This window comes from Ruegeria sp. MALMAid1280, assembly GCF_049195285.1.
GTDB lineage: Bacteria > Pseudomonadota > Alphaproteobacteria > Rhodobacterales > Rhodobacteraceae > Ruegeria.
Map to the genome: position 1 here is coordinate 24,886 of NZ_JBMIRT010000031.1, position 16,666 is coordinate 41,551.

Genomic DNA, 16,666 nt, shown 5'->3' on the forward strand with positions numbered 1-16,666 from the left:
AAACATGACCGAAGAACTAAGCCGCACCTCGGCGCTTGCCTCCCGCCATACCGCTCTGGGCTCGGGGCTGGAGGACTGGAACGGCATGGGTACTGCCTGGACCTACAGCACCGACCCCAACGAAGAGCACGATGCAGTGCGCGAGCGTGCTGGCATGTTCGACATGTCGCCGCTGAAGAAGATCTTTGTCCGCGGCAAGGACGCGCAGGCCGTGCTGGATCATCTGACCACCCGCGACCTGTCCAAAGTACCGCCGGGAAAATCCGCCTACCTCTGTGTGCTGACCGAAGAGGGTGGAATTGCCGACGACGCCATTGTCTCGAACAACGGAGGCGATGAATGGATGATCGTGCATGGCTCAGGCGATACCATGGCGCTGCTCGCTGCTTCCGCCCAAAACCGCGACGTCTGGCTGGATTTTACCGACGACCTGCACGACGTTTCGGTCCAAGGCCCCGCCGCGCTGGAAATTCTGAACGTCCATTGCGATATCGACCTCGCTGCCCTCGGCTACTTCGAGCACGCCCCTGCCATTCTGTTCGGCCACCCATGCCGGATCTCGCGGACAGGTTACTCTGGGGAGCGCGGCTATGAAGTATTTGCAGACGCCGCAGTGATCACTGATATCTGGGACAAACTGGCAGATGCCGGCGTGATGCCGTGCTCCTTCACCGCACTCGACAAAGTGCGGATCGAGGCCGGGTTGCTGTTCTACGGCTATGACATGACCGAGGAACACACCCCTTGGGAGGTCGGCCTCGGCTTCACAGTCAGCACGACCAAGGACAACTTCCGCGGCAAGGGTGCGCTAATGGCGGCGAAAGGCCGGGAGACAATTTCGAATGTCAGCCTCGACATTGATCATCCGGATATGGTGGAAGGCGGTGAGGCCTTGCTGCTGGATGGTGAAAAGATCGGAGTAATCAACAGCCCCTGCTTTTCACACCGGATGGGCAAATCACTGGCGCTGTCACATGTCCGCCCAGGGATCGCCGTTGGTACGATTCTGCAACTGAAAAGCGAGACTCTTCAAACTGCCGCAACAGTGGTTGGCAGCCCGGTCTACGACCCGCAAAAAAAACGGACTCATCAGTAACCCGGAGAAAGACATGCAGCAGGTGGACGCGAGAGATATTGCACTAATCACCACTCATGTCCGCCTTTCAGCAATTTGGACACCAAAGGTGGTTGTTTGAGCTTCCGCGCCCTCCTGAAAGAGCCGAAACGACCAGCCCTAGTCTTTCGGTGGACGATACGCATTCATATCAACTTGCCTACCTGCGAGATACTGCTCGCGGATGGTGAACTTCTATATTTGCCGGAGCCGGTCAGGGGACATTCCTGAACTTGCACCCAGACCGAAGGGGTCTTATGCGCCGACAGATGAGCGCGCAGGTCGGCCACGTCCGGTGCAGTACCGGACAAGATGAATGCAGCAATGACTTCTCCCCATTTCTCGTCCGGCATGCCGACCACAGCCACTTGCGCCACGTTCGGGCGGGTCGCCAGAACGGCTTCGATCTCGGCCGGGAAATGGTTTTCACCGCCGCAGGTAATCATGTCCTTGACCCAGCCTGTCGCTCGCACAAAGCCCTGTGTAAGTTCGACGGAGGGCGCCTCGAATTGAGGCACCCTCCAGTTCCGTTCTTTAACAGCAGCAGGACGAAGTGGTTTCGCATTCCGACTTGGGTTCGGATGCACCACCGCAGCTTGATTTGGACGATGTGTCGCCACAGCTTGTTTGGGGCGACGTGTCACCGCAACAACTGGCTGGCACCGGATCTGGGTCCGGCTTTCCGCCACAGCTCAACGCAGTTCCGCCTACGCCGTCATTTGGGCTACAACACTCTGGGGCTGCTTGCTCGGCGGGTTCCTCACTGACCACACCAGCCAGAGTGTCGGTGATAGACCGCACCTGCGCATAGCCAGTCCGCATCAAGAAGGTTGGCGCACGTCCATTGGATTTCATGCCCACGATGAAGAAGTTCTTGTCGATGTGCGACAGTTCCTTCACGCCATGTTTCGGCACTGACCCACAGGAGTGCAGGTTTGGGTCGATCATCGGTGACAGAATGTGCGGTGCTTCTACGACATCATCCAGATCGAGCCGAAGCTCTCGCAGCATATCTACCAAACCGACCCTGGCTTCGATCCGGGTCAAGACAAGGGGCATCAAACGGGCAGCATTCCCCAAGCTTCAGGCAAGACGTTGGCGCCCAGATAAACTCAGGTTTTTTCGTTCATTGAACGATCCACGCGCTCGCACCACGCGGAACGAACCCGCCATTCAATTGTCGATATTGAATGGCGGGTTCCGGATCTTCGGCTACGGTTCTGGATGGGCTTCACCCGTGTTGTGAAGTGTCCCACCAATGCGGTTGCGTGAATGGCGGGATCGCCACGGTCTTGCCACTCAGTTTCTCGACTGATCCTTCCGTCAACTCAAGCGCCATCCACGCCTCTGGTGCCGTCATCAGGTCCGGGTATGGCGTCTGCTTGTCGGTCGGGACAAACCCATATCTGGGGTAAAAAGTCGGGACACCCAGCACGAACACTGCATCCGCCCCGACGGATTTGAGATGCTCAATGCCCGTCTCCATGATCTCCTTCCCAATGCCGTGGCCCTGATACCTAGGCAACACCCCGCAAGGTGCTAGCAGATAGCATTTCGTTTCGGGGTGGTTCGAGAAAACAAAGGGTGTGAACAGCACGTTACCCACGGTCTTCCCGTCGCGTTCGGCACTGATAGAAATCGTGTCCGATAAGACGAGGAAGTCTTTGGCGAGCTGAGCGATATCGTCGCCTTCTTCTGTTCCAAAAGCCACCCGGTGGACTTCAATAACAGCGTCAGTGTTTACTTGGTTCATAGGTTTTTCCTATCTTTGGTTCATTTGGGCGCGAACGGATTTGATCCCCAACGCGGAGGCGCGGTAGGGGCTACCGTTCTTTGAACGGATAAAGCGCTTTTTCAGCAGACGTTGGAAAACACTGAGGGTGCAGTCGGACAGCACATAACCGTCACGTGTGTAACAGGTGACGTCATGGACTTTGCCGTTTTTCAGGCGCTCAAAGTGGATCGCCCCGCCAAGGGCGAGTTCGTGCAAAACACGTTGCTCGTGCTTTGAGATATTCATTGGGATGTCTCGATTTTACGAAAGTACAACAAAAGGACACTCAGCATTGCGCGTGAGTGTGCCCATCAATGTTGGTGTTCCTGAATTTGGGTCGCCAGGAACGGGCGTTAGGCCCGGGTCTCTTTCATAAAATCTCCGTTGGTTGAGGCGTACCGCCTCATACGTTTGGCGCACATAGGCCTTCAAGCGAGACGGGTCAATATCTCTTAAGTTCCGAGTGCCTCATTTTAGGCAGCCGTTCCTCCGCCTCTCGCACGCGCCAGCACCCAATCGATACCCCGTAAAAAGTCGTCGATTGTTAACCGGTTGTTTTCACCGCTTGACGCGGAGAGGACAAAGCCATGCGTGTAGTCGACGAGAAGGTGCAAAAGCACATCATTCTTATCACCACCATCAAGTTCTCGCGTACAGGCCCGCAGCTTATCAGTGATGTCCAGCAGGTCTTTGCTGATGAGTGTGACATCTTCCAGAACTGCACGCAGCAGATTGGCGTTCGGCAAAGCGCGACGATAGTAGGCCTCTAGTATGGTGCGCGCCGTTGCGCTTGCTTCTTTTTCAACGATGCTCTGAAGCGAATTCGCAAAGGCCAGTTCAACCAGGTCGGCCAGCAGCTTTCGCTTGCTACCAGAATGGTAGGCTATCGCCATCGGGGTGACTTTTAGCTTGTTCGCCAGCACTCGAAACGAAAGCGCATCCGCGCCCTGCTTTTGAACAATGGGTAACGCAGTTTGCAGGATAAGCTGTTTTGACAGACGTTCTTCTGATTTTTTGGGCCGCCCGGCGGTCGGTGCATAGGTCATGCATTTTTCACCTTGTACACCAGATCGACCATACCCGAAGAAAAAGGGGTGGCAGAGATCAGTTCAAGATCAACGTCGCCGTCCGTATCGCCAAAAATACGGATGCCATCACCCAGTAGAATGGGAACCAACGTAATCTTCATGTCTTGTACAAATCCGGCGTGAAGGAACGATCGGATGATCGCACCGCCATCGACATACACCCGTTCATACCCGCGCTTGCGAAAGATCTCCCATAACTCTGTTGGGCTTGCTGCCGAGAACTCTATTTTGTGCTGTAGATGTTCAGGTATGTCCTGTCGGGTCATGGAGCGGCTGAGTACCACGACGGGTTTCTCATATGGCCATTCGCCAAATCCAAGGACAGTTCGCAACGATCCGGTTCCCATAACAAGGGCATCAACACTGTCCATAAACTCGATGAATCCGTGGTCTTCGTTTTCAGCAGGCTGCTTGTTCAACCAATCGAGCGAGTGGTCTTTTCTGGCGACGAAACCGTCGAGGCTCATGGCCATCATGATGTGCCCGGTTGGCATGGCGTCCTCCGTTTTGTAATAATTATACTATGTATAATTATTTAGAGCAAAGCTCTCGGATTATTCAATTCAGACGCGACGCTTCAAGGAGGAAACTGGACATTTACTCACTCAACAACCCAGGTGAATTGAGCTTGATGCGCAAATCCCGGCTTTCCACGAGTGACAACTTTGTGCAAAAAGGCCGCCTTGCGCCCGAGCAGTCATTGCTGGCGCAGCATTTGCGCGCCGGCGCATCACGTCCATTGCGGCAATATCGTACGCGTCAGCGAGGCCTGCATTCAGAGTGTCGCATTGCCTATGTTTGAAACTGCCTTTTCGGCGCGCTCGGGCTTTGTGGCCCTGCGAAGACCTGAACTCAATTTGGTCAACGACCGATCTGAGCCATTGTATCCTGCACCGCGTAATATCTTTGAGCATTGGGCGGATGCGTCCCTAGAAAACGATCACCAGGATCAGGAACTCGTGCGAAGTACAGCGCACCTGTGAGCGGATCATAGCCCGCATTGTAGGCTATTACTGTGCCCAGCTGATCAGCTTCCAATTCAAAGTTCTTTGAATAGCTGCGACCGCCAACAAAGGCTCCAAGATCTTGTGCTGCAGAAATGTCATTCGGCCCAGATCCTGCAATTGTCGCCAGACCCGCCAAAATTACCGCACCAGCCGCCGCATTTTGGGCCCTTCGCGCCAAATGTCCTTGAATGTGGTGAGCGGCCTCATGCGCCATAACAAATGCAAGCTCATCGGTATTGTTCACATTCCGTGTCAGCGCCTGTGTCATTGTGATAACGGGACGTCCCGACTTGCTTAAACTCTGATACGCGTTTGAAGGTGCTTTTTTGTTTGGATCAATGCGGATCAAAAAATCGCAATTCACTCCCTGAGTTCGGCGGCGACATTCACGCTCTGCAACGGGCTCAATTCGAGAGGCGACCTGGCGGAATCTTACTTCTGCATGCTGCGAACTGACCGGGGCACTCGCGCGACCGGGATCTGGGATAGGTGCCGATTGTGGAGGCGCGGTTGACACGCATCCCGCCAGCAACAAAACGGCAAATACCGAGGCAACCTGCTTCATTCCTACGCCTTTCTACCTTTTTAGAGAGCCGACATAGACCCCGTAGGCGCCGATAAACCAACACCCAAGCCCGAATCTTAGGGCCTTTGAAAATTGATATTCAATAACAGAGGAGGTTGGCCGTAGTCGCACCCCGATTCCGCAGCGGCCAAAAATGGTAGACCCCATGAATAGTGTTGGGCTGAACGACTGGTTGTGCCGTTCGGGAGTCACGCAATCATACTTTTGGGTATGACTTTGGTTGGCAGGGATTTCCAATGCCCATAGTCACACTCAAAAGTACGATTGTATCCAAATTCTGCGGTCTACTTGATCGCCGATCACTGGACGGGCGTTGGCGGATGAATTGGAAATCTCTCGCAGCACGCTTTAGCGCGACATGGCAGAGGTTAATGCACTGCGCATTCCCATCACCGGCGAGGCTGAAATTGGGTATGTGCTTGATGACGGTTCCGATATGCCGCCTTTGATGCTGACGGCGGATGAGTTGGAAGCAGCAGCGCTTGGTGCAGCCTGGGTGGCATCCGAGGTGGACCCGTCGCTGGCCCGCGCTGCCCTCGATCTGGTGTCAAAACTCTCAACAGTCATCCCAAAGGAACTGCGCCCTGTGGTATTGGACGGGAGTTCCCAACCGATCCAGACACGCGCCAGGGTATCGGAGCGGTTCGACGGCGCGTTGCTGCGCCATGCGATCCGCGAGAGGTATCGATTGCAACTCATCTACACAGACCGCGATGGCAACACGACTGACCGGATCGTCCGGCCACTCCTGATCGCCTTTCTGGGTCGAACGCGCTACCATCGTTGGATGGTGTGAACCCAAAGAAGACTACAGACACTTCAAGACCGAAAGGGTCGAGGAACTCAAAGTGCTCGGGCAGAAGTACCCGGGGCGGCGCGCGGCGCGTCTCAAAGAATGGGAGCAGGCAATTGCTCGACGGTAAGCTCCGCACCGGCGGCTCAACCGGACCTTTGTGCAATACCCGTTCAAAGATGCCCCCCAAAGCACTTCGGCTAAGCAACGGCTCGGCTGCAACGCGTCGGATTTTGTGAGAGCGCCCAAGTACATCCAAATGCTGTGGGGTGCGCGAATGCCAGCTTTCACCTCAGTCGGAATCCATTTCCAGGGATTTACACGCGGGATTTTCGACGCTGCAAGACAGGATATAGGATAGCCGCCGCAACCAGAGCGATCGGAACCAACGATAGCGGGCGGGTAAAGAATTGTCATCTCCCAGTTCGATATCTGCATGGATCTGCGGAAATTGACCTCAAGGATAGGACCCAGGATCAGCGCGATCACAAACGGGGCTGCGGGGTAGCGCCAGCGTTCCATGAAGAAGCCGATGAAACCAAAAGCCAGCGCAAGACCGACATCGAACATGTTGCTGCCGCCGGCACCATAAGCGACGCTCATTTTTTCAGGCTTTTCCGGATATTCCGCCAGTGCTGGCGTTGCAGCGACAATCGCGCCCAAGGCTACAGGCGGTGCAGCGTTCTTCATCGATTAAAACTTATTTCCTCCTGGTTGATTGGGTGTTGTATTGGAATCTTGCCGCCACATGCTTCTTGTTCCGTTGGACGGCTGTCTAATGCTGTGCTTAGGTGACGATCTCCCTTATCGCCGTCAAAGCTTGGGCAACTTCTTGTTTGGTATTGTAGTGATACATTGAGATGCGAATGCAGTCCGGCAAATTTAGCGGGTTAAGCACATTGCTGTAACGGTCTGCCTTGCGCGTGTGGGTGCGTATCCCCTGATTTTTCAGGGTCGCAACAACGACGGGCGATTCTACATCTTTGATCACGAAAGATACCAATCCCTCGCGCGCCGGGTTATCTGCACCGGGCAAGATGGTCACGCCGTCCATGTCCCGAAGTTCAGGAAGATTGCCTGTCCCGTTACTCAGTCATTTGTCAGATCAGATTCATAACTATGAATCGCTTTGCCAGCAGCCTCGATGCGCTTTCCAGGATCGATTTCTTCCGAAACCTCTCCACCCAACCAATCGAAATAGGCAACGACGTCCGAAATCGCTGCAAATGCACCTGCGTCGCGTGTATCCGAGCTGCATTTAGGGCCAGAGCATAATTGGCCGCCCTTCGCAGCGCTTCGTCCCATGCGCCCGTCGTGGCCCAGTGTCGCCGTTCAATGTCCTTCGAACTAATGACCGGAGGCAGCATTTGACCTGAAACTTACAAATTGACCAAACAGACAATTCTTCTTCTTTTCTGGGGCATTTAAGTTTGTGCTGCACCGAAAGATCCAAGCGCAACCTTAGTCAGCGCACAATCCCGGCGCAGACATCAAACACTAAAATTACATATCGAAATTCGCGAAGTTGATGCGCTTAGTACGGGTATAGAAATGCTCTTGAGCTGATTGACAGACCAGAAATCGACTTGAAGGTGAGCCCGCACCGTTAGCCGCGAGAACTTCTGGGTTAATCTTGCAGACCTATGCGCGAATGCCGCACAAGATTGGGGGCTAACACACTTGAATTTCCTGTGTGAAATCAATGATGGGAATGCAGTGTTGGGACGGCACCTACGCCCGGTGTGACGGACCCATGTGCAAGCACGGGTTTTCCTTTGAGGTGCAGGCAAAGTTATAAAGGGCAGACCCGCACCCTGTGGTGCTGGCCTTTGGTTCGGTTTCGCACTCCGGTCGAAATCTATGGAACTCCGGCGGTATACGCCCTGCCGGTTAAGTCTTGAGGCGGCCGCAGTGCGTTTCAGTGGCACTGCGAGGGGCGTGGGGTAAGGTCCGAAAGCCGCGTGGTTTGGCACTATATTTCCGCCTATGCAGGTAATATCGGAACATTCTTCTGATCTGCACGGTGGTAAATCCGCCACAAACCTCATATGAACAACGCCACGAGTTCATCAGGCAGAAAAACAGTCCCGTGTTCGACCTACCCGCGCAGCGCGCGCATCTCTCCGAAAAGTATGACCTGGCCCCGTCGCCCGAGCTTGCCGAAAGCATGAGCGACATCTACGACCGCATGTCCCGCGTGGTTTCGCCCGTGGATTGGGCGATCTATGCGCCTTACGTGAAGGCGATCAACGACCTGAAGGCCGAGCGGAACGCGGTCATTCTGGGCCATAACTACATGACGCCCGAAATCTACCACGGCATTTCCGATTTCGGCGGCGACAGCCTGCAACTGGCGATCAAGGCGACCGAGGTCGAGGCGGATGTGATCGTGCAATGCGGTGTGCATTTCATGGCCGAGACATCCAAGATTCTCAGCCCCCGGAAAACGGTGTTGATGCCGGATATGGAGGCCGGGTGCTCGTTGGCGGAATCGATCACCGCTGAAGGCATCGAGGAAATGCGCCGCCGCTACCCCGGCGCGCCGGTGGTGTCCTATGTGAATACCACGGCCGAGGTCAAAGCGGCCTCTGACATCTGCTGCACCTCGTCCAACGCGGCGCAGATTGTTGCTGCGCAAGACAGTGACACGGTCATCATGACCCCGGACCAGTATCTGGCGCAGAACGTGGCCCGCGACGTGCCGCAGAAGAACGTGGTCTGGTGGGAAGGCTCGTGCATCGTACACGAACAGTACAGCGCCAAGGATTTGCGCGATTTCCGCGAATGGAACCCGGGCACGCGGCTGATCGCGCATCCCGAATGCACGCCGGATGTTGTGGCCGAGGCCGATTTCTCGGGCTCGACCAGCGGCATCATCAAATACGTCACCGATGAAAAGCCGGAAAAGGCGCTGCTGATCACCGAATGTTCGATGGCGTCGAACATCGCCGATCAGTTGCCCGAGGTCGAATTTGTCGGCCCCTGCAACATGTGCCCCTACATGAAGAAGATCACGCTGGAAAAAGTGCTGTTCGCGCTGGATACCATGACCGGACAGGTCGAGGTCGACGCCGCGGTGGCCGACAAGGCGCGCCTGTCGGTGCAACGCATGATCGACCTGTCGCGTAAACTGGGTATTTGATCGACGACATGCAAACCGTTGACACGCCGCGTGTGGTCATCATCGGGGCCGGGCTGGCGGCGGTTTATACCGCGCTGAAACTGGCCCCTTGCCCGGTTGTGATGATCTCGCCCGAACCGTTGGGGTCCGGCGCCAGCTCGGCCTGGGCGCAGGGCGGTGTCGCGGCAGCGATGGCGCGCACGGATAGCCCCGAAGCCCATGCCGAGGACACCATGCGCGCGGGCGCCGGGTCGGTCCTGCGCGAGGTGGCCGAGTTCGTCACCCAGGTCGCGCCGGAGCATATCCTGGACCTGTCCGACCTTGGCACCGGATTCGACCGCACCGCCGATGGTGGGTTCGTACAATCGCGCGAGGCGGCGCATTCGGCGGCGCGGGTGGTACGGGTCAAGGGCGATCAGGCCGGGTCCGAGATCATGCGTGCGCTGATCGAGGAGTTGCGCCAGACCCCTTCGGTTCAGGTAATCGAAGGCGCGCAGGCTGTCGGGCTGGAAAGCGATGGCGCGCAGGTCACCGGCGTTTACCTGACCCATGCTGACACGGCCACATCTCCAAACGTTCTATTGCGCGGCGCGGCGCATGTTCTGGCCACTGGCGGCTCGTCAGGCCTCTATGCTCAAACCACCAATCCGGCGCGTATCCGCGGGCAGGGGATCGGCATGGCCGCCCGTGCCGGTGCGCGGATTGCCGATGCAGAATTCGTGCAGTTTCACCCCACTGCAATCGATGTGGGTGAAGACCCGACACCATTGGCGACTGAGGCGCTGCGCGGCGAAGGGGCTATTCTGATCGACCGTGACGGTCATCGGTTCATGCCGGACATTCACCCCGACGCCGAACTGGCCCCGCGCGACACGGTTGCGCGCGCCGTCTACCAGCAAGCACAGGCGGGCAGGAGACCCGCTTTGGACACGCGCCAAGCCATCGGGGCCGAGATCGAGGCGCAATTTCCCGCCGTGACCGAGGCCTGTCTGCGCAATGGTGTTGATCCTGCACGCGACGCCATTCCGGTGACCGCTTCGGCGCATTATCACATGGGTGGGGTTGAAACTGATCTGGCAGGGCGCAGTTCGCTGACGGGGCTTTGGGTTTGCGGTGAGGCGGCCTCGACCGGGTTGCATGGGGCGAACCGTCTGGCCTCGAACGGATTGCTTGAGGCGCTGGTGTTCGCCCGCTCCTGCGCGCGCGACATTGCGGATGTGGTGACCAAGCAGGAGGCGCCCGATGTTGATGTCCAACTGACCCCCAGCGACGAAGCCGCGTTGGATCAGGATGTGGCTGCCCTGCGCCGCACCATGACGGAACATGTCGGCGTGGTGCGCGACGAAACGGGTCTGCGTCGCGCCCTGACGCAGATCGCCGCGCTTGAGGCCAAGCACGCCGGGTCCGAGGTCTTCCACAACATGACCGCCACGGCCACGTTGATCGCCGCCGCCGCTTTGCTGCGCGAGGAAAGCCGCGGTGCGCATTACCGATCCGATTTCCCGGACCTTATTCCCGGCCCCGGCCAACGCTCGACCCTGACCCTGACCGAGGCGTTGGCCCTGCGGGACCGCATTGCAAAGGATGCAGCATGAATTACCCGGCTTTGCCCGACATGATCCTGGAACCCATGGTGCGCGCGGCGCTGATGGAGGATCTGGGCGCCAATGGCGATATCACCACCCTGACCGTGATCCCGGCGGGTGCCACCTATAACGCCCGACTGAACGCGCGTGAGGATGCGGTGGTTTCAGGAATGCAGATCGCCGCGCTTGCATTCCGGCTGGTCGATTCGGCGTTGCAGGTCACCACACATTTGGTTGACGGCCAGCGCTGCACCAAGGGCGACACGCTGATGGAAATCAAAGGCAGCGCGGCCTCGATCCTGTCGGGCGAGCGGGTGGCGCTGAACTTTGCCGGGCGCATGACCGGTGTGGCGACCGCAACGGCGGCGCTGGTGGCCGAGACCGAAGGCACCAAGGCGCGGATTACCTGCACCCGCAAGACCACACCCGGCCTGCGCATTGTTGAAAAACAGGCGGTGCTGCATGGTGGCGGCTTCAATCACCGTTTCTCGCTGTCGGATGCACTCCTGATTAAGGACAACCACATCGCCGCCGCCGGTGGGGTGCGGGCGGTGCTCGAGGCCACCAAGGCCCGCGCCTCGCACATGATGAAGGTTGAAATCGAAGTGGACACGCTGGAGCAACTGGCCGAGGTGCTTGAGGTCGGTGGGGCCGATGTGGTGCTGCTGGACAACATGCCGCCCGAGACCCTGAAACAGGCGGTCGCGCTGGTGGATGGCCGGATCGTGACCGAAGCCTCGGGCAATATCAGCCGTGATACGGTGGCTGCCGTGGCGGCGACCGGGGTGGATTACATCTCGTCCGGCGCGCTGACCCATTCTTACCGCACCATTGATTTCGGGCTGGACTTCTAGGCGTTTCAGCCCGAACAAAAGTGGCGCGCGCCTGCAAAACGTGACACACCCTAGGCCTGAAAGATGTTCAGGTCAGGATGCAGGCATGAAGGACGTTCCCGAAGTGGTCGAGGGGTATCCAAGGCGGTCGCTTGCCGTGGCCTTTGCAATCGGCATCGCGTTGGTGATCATCCTGTCGGTGTTCCTGTATATGTCGCGCGAAACCGGCAACCGCATTGGCGAGATGCGGCAGGCCTGGCACAGCTATTCGGTTGAAACCACGCCGCGCGGCTATTGGATTTCCGACATTCGTGCGGATTTCGGCTATGGCGGTCTGATTCACAATTTCAAGAACTATGTGCTGCGGCAAGACCCGGAATACGGTCCGATCCTGCGCCAGCAATCGGCCCGCTTGCTGGGAACGATTCAGGCCTATCGCAACTCGGGCCCGTCGCAGGTGGAACTGGACGCCTTACGGCAAATCGAAGACGTTGCATTGGAATATACCGGCAATATTCCCCTGATCGAGGAGGGCATTGCAGCGGGCCAGACCGCCGAACAGATCGACACCCGCGTCCGGGTCGATGACAGCGGCGCGCTGGCGGCCTTGACGACGCTTGAAAACCTGTGGGTCGAAGAGCGGGACCGCAGCCTCTCGGGCATGGTGCGGGCGTTTTCGGATGGCGAGCGGCTGGTGCGCAACTTCTCGGTTCTGCTCGTGGGGTTGGTTGTTCTTGTCGGTGTGATCGCCATCCTGACCACCTTGCTGATCACCAACATCCTGCGCACCAACCGGCGCCTGAAAGCGGAACTGACCCTGCGTGAACAGGTCGAACTGGCCGAGCGGAAACTGGCCCGTGCGGTTGAACAAAGCCCGACCTCGATCCTGATCACCGATACCGATCTGAATATCGAATACGCCAACCGCAAGTTCTTCGAACTCAGCGGGTACACGGCCGACGAGGTCTATGGTCATACGCCCAAAATGCTGCAATCGGGCTATTCCGGGCAGGGGGTCTACAAGGACTTGATGGGGCGGTTGAAACAAGGTCAAAGCTGGTACGGCGTGTTTCGAAACCTGCGCAAGGATGGCGCGCATTACTGGGTCTCGACGGCGATCTTCCCGCTGGTGGATCAGAACGGATCTGTCACCCATTACATCGGAATCGGCGAAGATATCACCGAGACCCGCCGCACCCGCGAACAGTTCGCCCAGGTGCAGAAGATGGAGGCGGTCAGCATCCTTGCAGGCTCGGTCGCGCATGATTTCAACAATGTGTTGATGAGCGTCATCGGCAATGCCGATCTGATCGAACTGGATGCCGACGGGAACGAGGACGTTCAGACCTCGGTCAGTCATATCCGCATCGCGGCACGGCGGGCACAGGCGCTGGTGCGCAAGATGCTGACATTCGCCCGCCAGCGTCCCCGCAACCCGCAGCGCGGCGATCTGGTCAAAGCCACGCAGGAAGCGCTGGGGCTGATCAAGGTCTCGGCCCCGCCCAGCATTGAGACCCGCTTTGACATCGAGATCGACGCGGCCTTTTCTGACTTCGACACCACCCTGTTTTTCCAGACACTGCTGAACCTGTGCCACAATGCGTTTGAGGCGATGGGTGACCAGCCCGGCGAGGTGGTGCTGCGGATCAGTCGGGCGGATGACGACGCGCTTGATGATTTACCCGACGAGGCGATCGGCGTGATTCGTCTGGATGTCACTGACACCGGGCCGGGGATGAGCGACGAGGTACGGCAAAAAGTGTTCGAGCCGTTTTTCTCGACCAAACCGGTGGGCAAGGGCACCGGTCTGGGGCTGACCATCGTGCATAACAGTGTCGAGGAATCCCACGGCCGGGTCGAATTGCACTCGGAGCCCGGCAAGGGCACCCGGTTCAGCCTGTTTTACCCGATGATGCCCGCGCTAAGCCCCGAACAGCAGGCCGAGCTTCGCGCGGTGACAGGGGATGAACATGTGCTGTTGGTCGATGATGATGAAAACGTTCTGTATGTCACGCGCCGGTTGCTGACCCGCTATGGCTATCGGGTCGAGGCCTATTCTGATCCGCAACGGGCGCTGGAGGCGTTCCGTGCAGCGCCCGAGAGCTATGATGTCATTTTGACGGACCTGATGATGCCGGGGCTGACCGGCACCGATCTGATCAGTGCGGCGCGGACCCTGCGCCCCGATATCCCGACCATTTTGGTCAGCAGCTACTTTGACGATGCGGAAACGCCCGATGACGGAGACTCGACCGTACGCGTTCAGAAACCCGTTGATGTCCAAAGCCTTGCGCGCATTATCCGCACGTCATTGAACCAGGTATTGAAACAAAATTTAACATCTCTTCACAGACCTTAACCTGGATCAAATCGCCACGAAACAACTGCCCCTTATGGTTCGCCCAGCCGGTTCTCGGTCAACCCGTGTGATCGGATTAGCGAAAAAGGGGCTTTCAGATGATGACCAAAGCCAGAACATGGGTCTCGGCGCTGTCGACAGTTTCGCTGCTGACGATGGGTGTCGCTTACCCGGTACACCAGGCCCAGGCGGATGAGCCGGGTCCGGTAGAAGCCATAGAGTTTGACGTAGCCAAGGCGGCGCTTGGCAAACGTTTGTTTTTTGATCCGCGACTGTCCGGCGATACCGAGCTGTCCTGCGCCAGCTGCCACCAGCCGGAATTGGGCTTTACCGACGGGCAGGCCCTGTCGGACGCCTATGCAGGCAGCCTGCATTTCCGCAACGTGCCGACGCTTATCAACAGTGCCAAGCGCGCGGCCTGGTTTCATGACGGGCGCATCGGCACCAACCTGAATGACGTGACCCGCGAAAGTATCACCGAGACCTATTCGATGAACATGGACATGCGTCTGATGCAGGAACGCATCAAGCAGGACCCGGTCTATGTCGAAATGTTCGAAGCCGCCGGATTTGGCGAGCCTTCGAACGGCGGTGTCCGCAACGCGATCCCGGAATATCTGAAAACCCTGATTTCGCGTGGTGCGCCGTTCGATAGCGGCGAGATGTCGGATGAGGCTACGGCGGGCTATGAGCTGTTCAAGGCCAGCGGCTGTAACTCCTGCCACGCGGGTGAGCGGTTCACTGATGACCTGCCGCATAATATTGGCGTCGGCGACAACCCGGACATCTGGGCGGACCCGGAACGGCACATCACCTTCGTGACCATGATGAAGTTCCTTGGCGTCGAGAACTACATGAACCTGCGCGCCGATCCCGGAGCGTATATCCGCACGCACACTGCCGACACGTTCGGCACCTTCATGACCCCCACGCTGCGCGAGCTGACCTATACCGCGCCGTATATGCACAACGGCTCGATTGCGACGCTCGAGGATGTGGTGGCCTTCTATAACGCCGGTGGCGGCGACGATGAAAACAAGGATCCGCGCATCAAGCCGCTTGGCCTCAACGAGACCGAGCAGGCGCAGCTGGTGGCTTTCCTCAAGGCGCTGTCCGGCGAGCCGCTGACCGGTCCCGACTTCGTCGCCGAGGGTATCGATACGGACTATGCGCCGATCGAAAACTGGCAAGACGCGACAAACTGAGGAGTGGACCCATGAAAGACCTTAAGTCTTACCTTTCAGGTACAATCGCCACCGCTGCTCTGGTTGCCGCCCTTGGTTCGCAAGCCTTTGCGGAAACCAGCATGGAGATTGAGGCCGGTATCGGCGGGGCAGACCCCGACCCGGATGCGCCGCTGGTGGCGCTGGGTGAGCCCCCAATTCCGCTGGACAACCCCCAGACCGAGGCCAAGATCGAACTGGGCAAGATGCTGTTCTTCGATCCGCGTCTGGGCGGTAACCCGTCGACACCCTGCTCGGCCTGTCACATGCCGGATGTGGGCTGGGACGTCGAAGCGCCGATCTCGTTCGGCTATCCGGGCACAACCCACTGGCGCAACAGCCAGACCATCGTGAACTCGGCCTATTACGGCAAGCTGTTCTGGGCAGGCTCGTCCAAGAGCCTTGAAAGCCAGGCCAAATCCGCTGCAGGCGGTGCGGTTGCCGGCAACGGTGAGGCCGACATGATGGAGGCGCGTCTGGCCTTTGTCCCTGAGTATGTCGAACGCTTCAACGATGTCTTCGGCGATCAATGGCCGCGCATCAGCAACGCTTGGCGGGCCATTGCCGCGTTTGAACGCACGATTGTGCAAACCGACACGCCCTTCGACACCTATCTGCGCGGGGATGATGCGGCGCTGACCGAGGAACAGAAACGCGGGCTGGAACTTTTCACCGGCAAGGCGCAATGTTCCGAATGCCACAACGGCGCGCTGCTGTCGGATGAGAAATACTACAACACCGGCGTACCCGCCTATGATGGTTGGCAGGACGATGGCCTGGCGCAGGTCACCTTCCGGTATGAGCTCTATGCCAAAGGCTCGACCGAAGAGTTCTATCGCCACACCAAGGACGATCCCGGCTTCTATTTCCGTACCAAGGAAAAGGCCGACAAGGGCAAGTTCCGCACACCTTCGTTGCGCTACACCCTCTATACCGAACCCTACATGCATAACGGCATGCTGGAGACGCTTGGGGATGTGGTCGAATTCTACAACCAGGGCGGTGGCGAGAATGAGTTCTCAGCCAATAAATCCCAGCTGATCCAACCCCTTGGTCTGAACGACCAGGAGAAGTCGGATCTGGTGGCCTTCCTGAAATCCCTGTCCGGCGACGAGATTCTGATCGAAGAACCCGATCTGCCGGATTACCAGCCGCTACCTGCGGTTGCAGCAGAGGAGTAAG

At 57.9% G+C, this 16,666-nt stretch carries 17 protein-coding genes; 8 read left to right on the forward strand and 9 right to left on the reverse strand.

Annotation, left to right across the window (positions count from 1 at the left end; translation table 11 throughout):
• The first annotated feature begins 4 nt into the window (after positions 1 to 4).
• Positions 5 to 1,096, forward strand: a complete 1,092-nt coding sequence (locus ACOQFT_RS01235) for an aminomethyltransferase family protein (RefSeq protein ID WP_421596251.1) — start codon at positions 5 to 7, stop codon at positions 1,094 to 1,096.
• A 164-nt stretch (positions 1,097 to 1,260) separates the two neighbouring features.
• Here ACOQFT_RS01235 and ACOQFT_RS01240 read toward each other — a convergent pair whose 3' ends face one another.
• The 7 genes from ACOQFT_RS01240 to ACOQFT_RS01270 form a co-directional block, all read right to left on the reverse strand.
• Entirely contained in the window at positions 1,261 to 1,632 is a 372-nt protein-coding gene (locus ACOQFT_RS01240) for an AMP-binding enzyme (protein ID WP_421596252.1), read from the reverse strand.
• A gap of 16 nt (positions 1,633 to 1,648) precedes the next feature.
• Positions 1,649 to 2,173 (reverse strand): hypothetical protein, encoded by a 525-nt coding sequence (locus ACOQFT_RS01245; RefSeq protein ID WP_421596253.1) that lies wholly within the window; start codon positions 2,171 to 2,173, stop codon positions 1,649 to 1,651.
• A gap of 172 nt (positions 2,174 to 2,345) precedes the next feature.
• On the reverse strand, positions 2,346 to 2,867 hold the full coding sequence (locus tag ACOQFT_RS01250; RefSeq protein WP_421596254.1) for a GNAT family N-acetyltransferase: 522 nt from the start codon (positions 2,865 to 2,867) through the stop codon (positions 2,346 to 2,348).
• Between the two features lie 9 nt (positions 2,868 to 2,876).
• On the reverse strand, positions 2,877 to 3,134 hold the full coding sequence (locus ACOQFT_RS01255; RefSeq protein WP_421596255.1) for a YjhX family toxin: 258 nt from the start codon (positions 3,132 to 3,134) through the stop codon (positions 2,877 to 2,879).
• Between the two features lie 227 nt (positions 3,135 to 3,361).
• The gene (locus ACOQFT_RS01260; protein WP_421596256.1) at positions 3,362 to 3,934 is read right to left on the reverse strand and encodes a TetR/AcrR family transcriptional regulator; all 573 of its coding nucleotides are present in this window, start codon (positions 3,932 to 3,934) and stop codon (positions 3,362 to 3,364) included.
• The gene (locus ACOQFT_RS01265) at positions 3,931 to 4,470 is read right to left on the reverse strand and encodes a dihydrofolate reductase family protein (RefSeq protein WP_421596257.1); all 540 of its coding nucleotides are present in this window, start codon (positions 4,468 to 4,470) and stop codon (positions 3,931 to 3,933) included. Before ACOQFT_RS01265 ends, ACOQFT_RS01260 begins: the two co-directional genes overlap by 4 nt.
• A 367-nt stretch (positions 4,471 to 4,837) precedes the next feature.
• Positions 4,838 to 5,548 carry a M48 family metalloprotease gene (locus ACOQFT_RS01270; RefSeq protein WP_421596258.1) on the reverse strand — a complete coding sequence of 237 codons (711 nt, stop codon included), beginning with the start codon at positions 5,546 to 5,548 and terminating at the stop codon, positions 4,838 to 4,840.
• A gap of 379 nt (positions 5,549 to 5,927) precedes the next feature.
• Here ACOQFT_RS01270 and ACOQFT_RS01275 point away from each other — a divergent pair, with 379 nt between their 5' ends.
• Positions 5,928 to 6,365, forward strand: a complete 438-nt coding sequence (locus ACOQFT_RS01275) for a helix-turn-helix transcriptional regulator (protein ID WP_421596259.1) — start codon at positions 5,928 to 5,930, stop codon at positions 6,363 to 6,365.
• A 12-nt stretch (positions 6,366 to 6,377) separates the two neighbouring features.
• Here ACOQFT_RS01275 and ACOQFT_RS01280 read toward each other — a convergent pair whose 3' ends face one another.
• Together ACOQFT_RS01280 and ACOQFT_RS01285 are read right to left on the reverse strand one after the other, a co-directional pair.
• Positions 6,378 to 7,052, reverse strand: a complete 675-nt coding sequence (locus tag ACOQFT_RS01280) for a hypothetical protein (RefSeq protein ID WP_421596260.1) — start codon at positions 7,050 to 7,052, stop codon at positions 6,378 to 6,380.
• Between the two features lie 97 nt (positions 7,053 to 7,149).
• The gene (locus ACOQFT_RS01285; protein WP_421596261.1) at positions 7,150 to 7,416 is read right to left on the reverse strand and encodes an aminotransferase class V-fold PLP-dependent enzyme; all 267 of its coding nucleotides are present in this window, start codon (positions 7,414 to 7,416) and stop codon (positions 7,150 to 7,152) included.
• A 1,035-nt stretch (positions 7,417 to 8,451) separates the two neighbouring features.
• Here ACOQFT_RS01285 and nadA point away from each other — a divergent pair.
• The 6 genes from nadA (at position 8,452) to ACOQFT_RS01315 (ending at position 16,665) form a co-directional block, all read left to right on the forward strand.
• Positions 8,452 to 9,504 carry a quinolinate synthase NadA gene (gene nadA / locus ACOQFT_RS01290; protein ID WP_421596262.1) on the forward strand — a complete coding sequence of 351 codons (1,053 nt, stop codon included), beginning with the start codon at positions 8,452 to 8,454 and terminating at the stop codon, positions 9,502 to 9,504.
• 8 nt (positions 9,505 to 9,512) lie between these two features.
• Positions 9,513 to 11,078: an L-aspartate oxidase gene (locus ACOQFT_RS01295; protein ID WP_421596263.1), complete on the forward strand. Its 1,566-nt coding sequence runs from the start codon at positions 9,513 to 9,515 to the stop codon at positions 11,076 to 11,078.
• The gene (gene nadC / locus ACOQFT_RS01300) at positions 11,075 to 11,923 is read left to right on the forward strand and encodes a carboxylating nicotinate-nucleotide diphosphorylase (RefSeq protein WP_421596264.1); all 849 of its coding nucleotides are present in this window, start codon (positions 11,075 to 11,077) and stop codon (positions 11,921 to 11,923) included. Before ACOQFT_RS01295 ends, nadC begins: the two co-directional genes overlap by 4 nt.
• An 85-nt stretch (positions 11,924 to 12,008) precedes the next feature.
• Positions 12,009 to 14,261, forward strand: a complete 2,253-nt coding sequence (locus ACOQFT_RS01305) for a hybrid sensor histidine kinase/response regulator (RefSeq protein WP_421596265.1) — start codon at positions 12,009 to 12,011, stop codon at positions 14,259 to 14,261.
• A gap of 98 nt (positions 14,262 to 14,359) precedes the next feature.
• The gene (locus ACOQFT_RS01310) at positions 14,360 to 15,466 is read left to right on the forward strand and encodes a cytochrome-c peroxidase (RefSeq protein ID WP_421596266.1); all 1,107 of its coding nucleotides are present in this window, start codon (positions 14,360 to 14,362) and stop codon (positions 15,464 to 15,466) included.
• 11 nt (positions 15,467 to 15,477) lie between these two features.
• On the forward strand, positions 15,478 to 16,665 hold the full coding sequence (locus ACOQFT_RS01315) for a cytochrome-c peroxidase (RefSeq protein WP_421596267.1): 1,188 nt from the start codon (positions 15,478 to 15,480) through the stop codon (positions 16,663 to 16,665).
• Position 16,666: the final 1 nt, after the last annotated feature.

Bases quoted from the DNA above. Each gene is read 5' to 3' on its own strand.
- ACOQFT_RS01235 (WP_421596251.1), top strand. From the start codon at position 5: ATGACCGAAGAACTAAGCCGCACCTCGGCGCTTGCCTCCCGCCATACC.
- ACOQFT_RS01245 (WP_421596253.1), bottom strand. From the start codon at position 2,173: ATGCCCCTTGTCTTGACCCGGATCGAAGCCAGGGTCGGTTTGGTAGAT.
- ACOQFT_RS01250 (WP_421596254.1), bottom strand. From the start codon at position 2,867: ATGAACCAAGTAAACACTGACGCTGTTATTGAAGTCCACCGGGTGGCT.
- ACOQFT_RS01255 (WP_421596255.1), bottom strand. From the start codon at position 3,134: ATGAATATCTCAAAGCACGAGCAACGTGTTTTGCACGAACTCGCCCTT.
- ACOQFT_RS01260 (WP_421596256.1), bottom strand. From the start codon at position 3,934: ATGACCTATGCACCGACCGCCGGGCGGCCCAAAAAATCAGAAGAACGT.
- ACOQFT_RS01265 (WP_421596257.1), bottom strand. From the start codon at position 4,470: ATGCCAACCGGGCACATCATGATGGCCATGAGCCTCGACGGTTTCGTC.
- ACOQFT_RS01270 (WP_421596258.1), bottom strand. From the start codon at position 5,548: ATGAAGCAGGTTGCCTCGGTATTTGCCGTTTTGTTGCTGGCGGGATGC.
- ACOQFT_RS01275 (WP_421596259.1), top strand. From the start codon at position 5,928: ATGGCAGAGGTTAATGCACTGCGCATTCCCATCACCGGCGAGGCTGAA.
- ACOQFT_RS01280 (WP_421596260.1), bottom strand. From the start codon at position 7,052: ATGAAGAACGCTGCACCGCCTGTAGCCTTGGGCGCGATTGTCGCTGCA.
- ACOQFT_RS01285 (WP_421596261.1), bottom strand. From the start codon at position 7,416: ATGGACGGCGTGACCATCTTGCCCGGTGCAGATAACCCGGCGCGCGAG.
- ACOQFT_RS01295 (WP_421596263.1), top strand. From the start codon at position 9,513: ATGCAAACCGTTGACACGCCGCGTGTGGTCATCATCGGGGCCGGGCTG.
- nadC (WP_421596264.1), top strand. From the start codon at position 11,075: ATGAATTACCCGGCTTTGCCCGACATGATCCTGGAACCCATGGTGCGC.
- ACOQFT_RS01305 (WP_421596265.1), top strand. From the start codon at position 12,009: ATGAAGGACGTTCCCGAAGTGGTCGAGGGGTATCCAAGGCGGTCGCTT.
- ACOQFT_RS01310 (WP_421596266.1), top strand. From the start codon at position 14,360: ATGATGACCAAAGCCAGAACATGGGTCTCGGCGCTGTCGACAGTTTCG.
- ACOQFT_RS01315 (WP_421596267.1), top strand. From the start codon at position 15,478: ATGAAAGACCTTAAGTCTTACCTTTCAGGTACAATCGCCACCGCTGCT.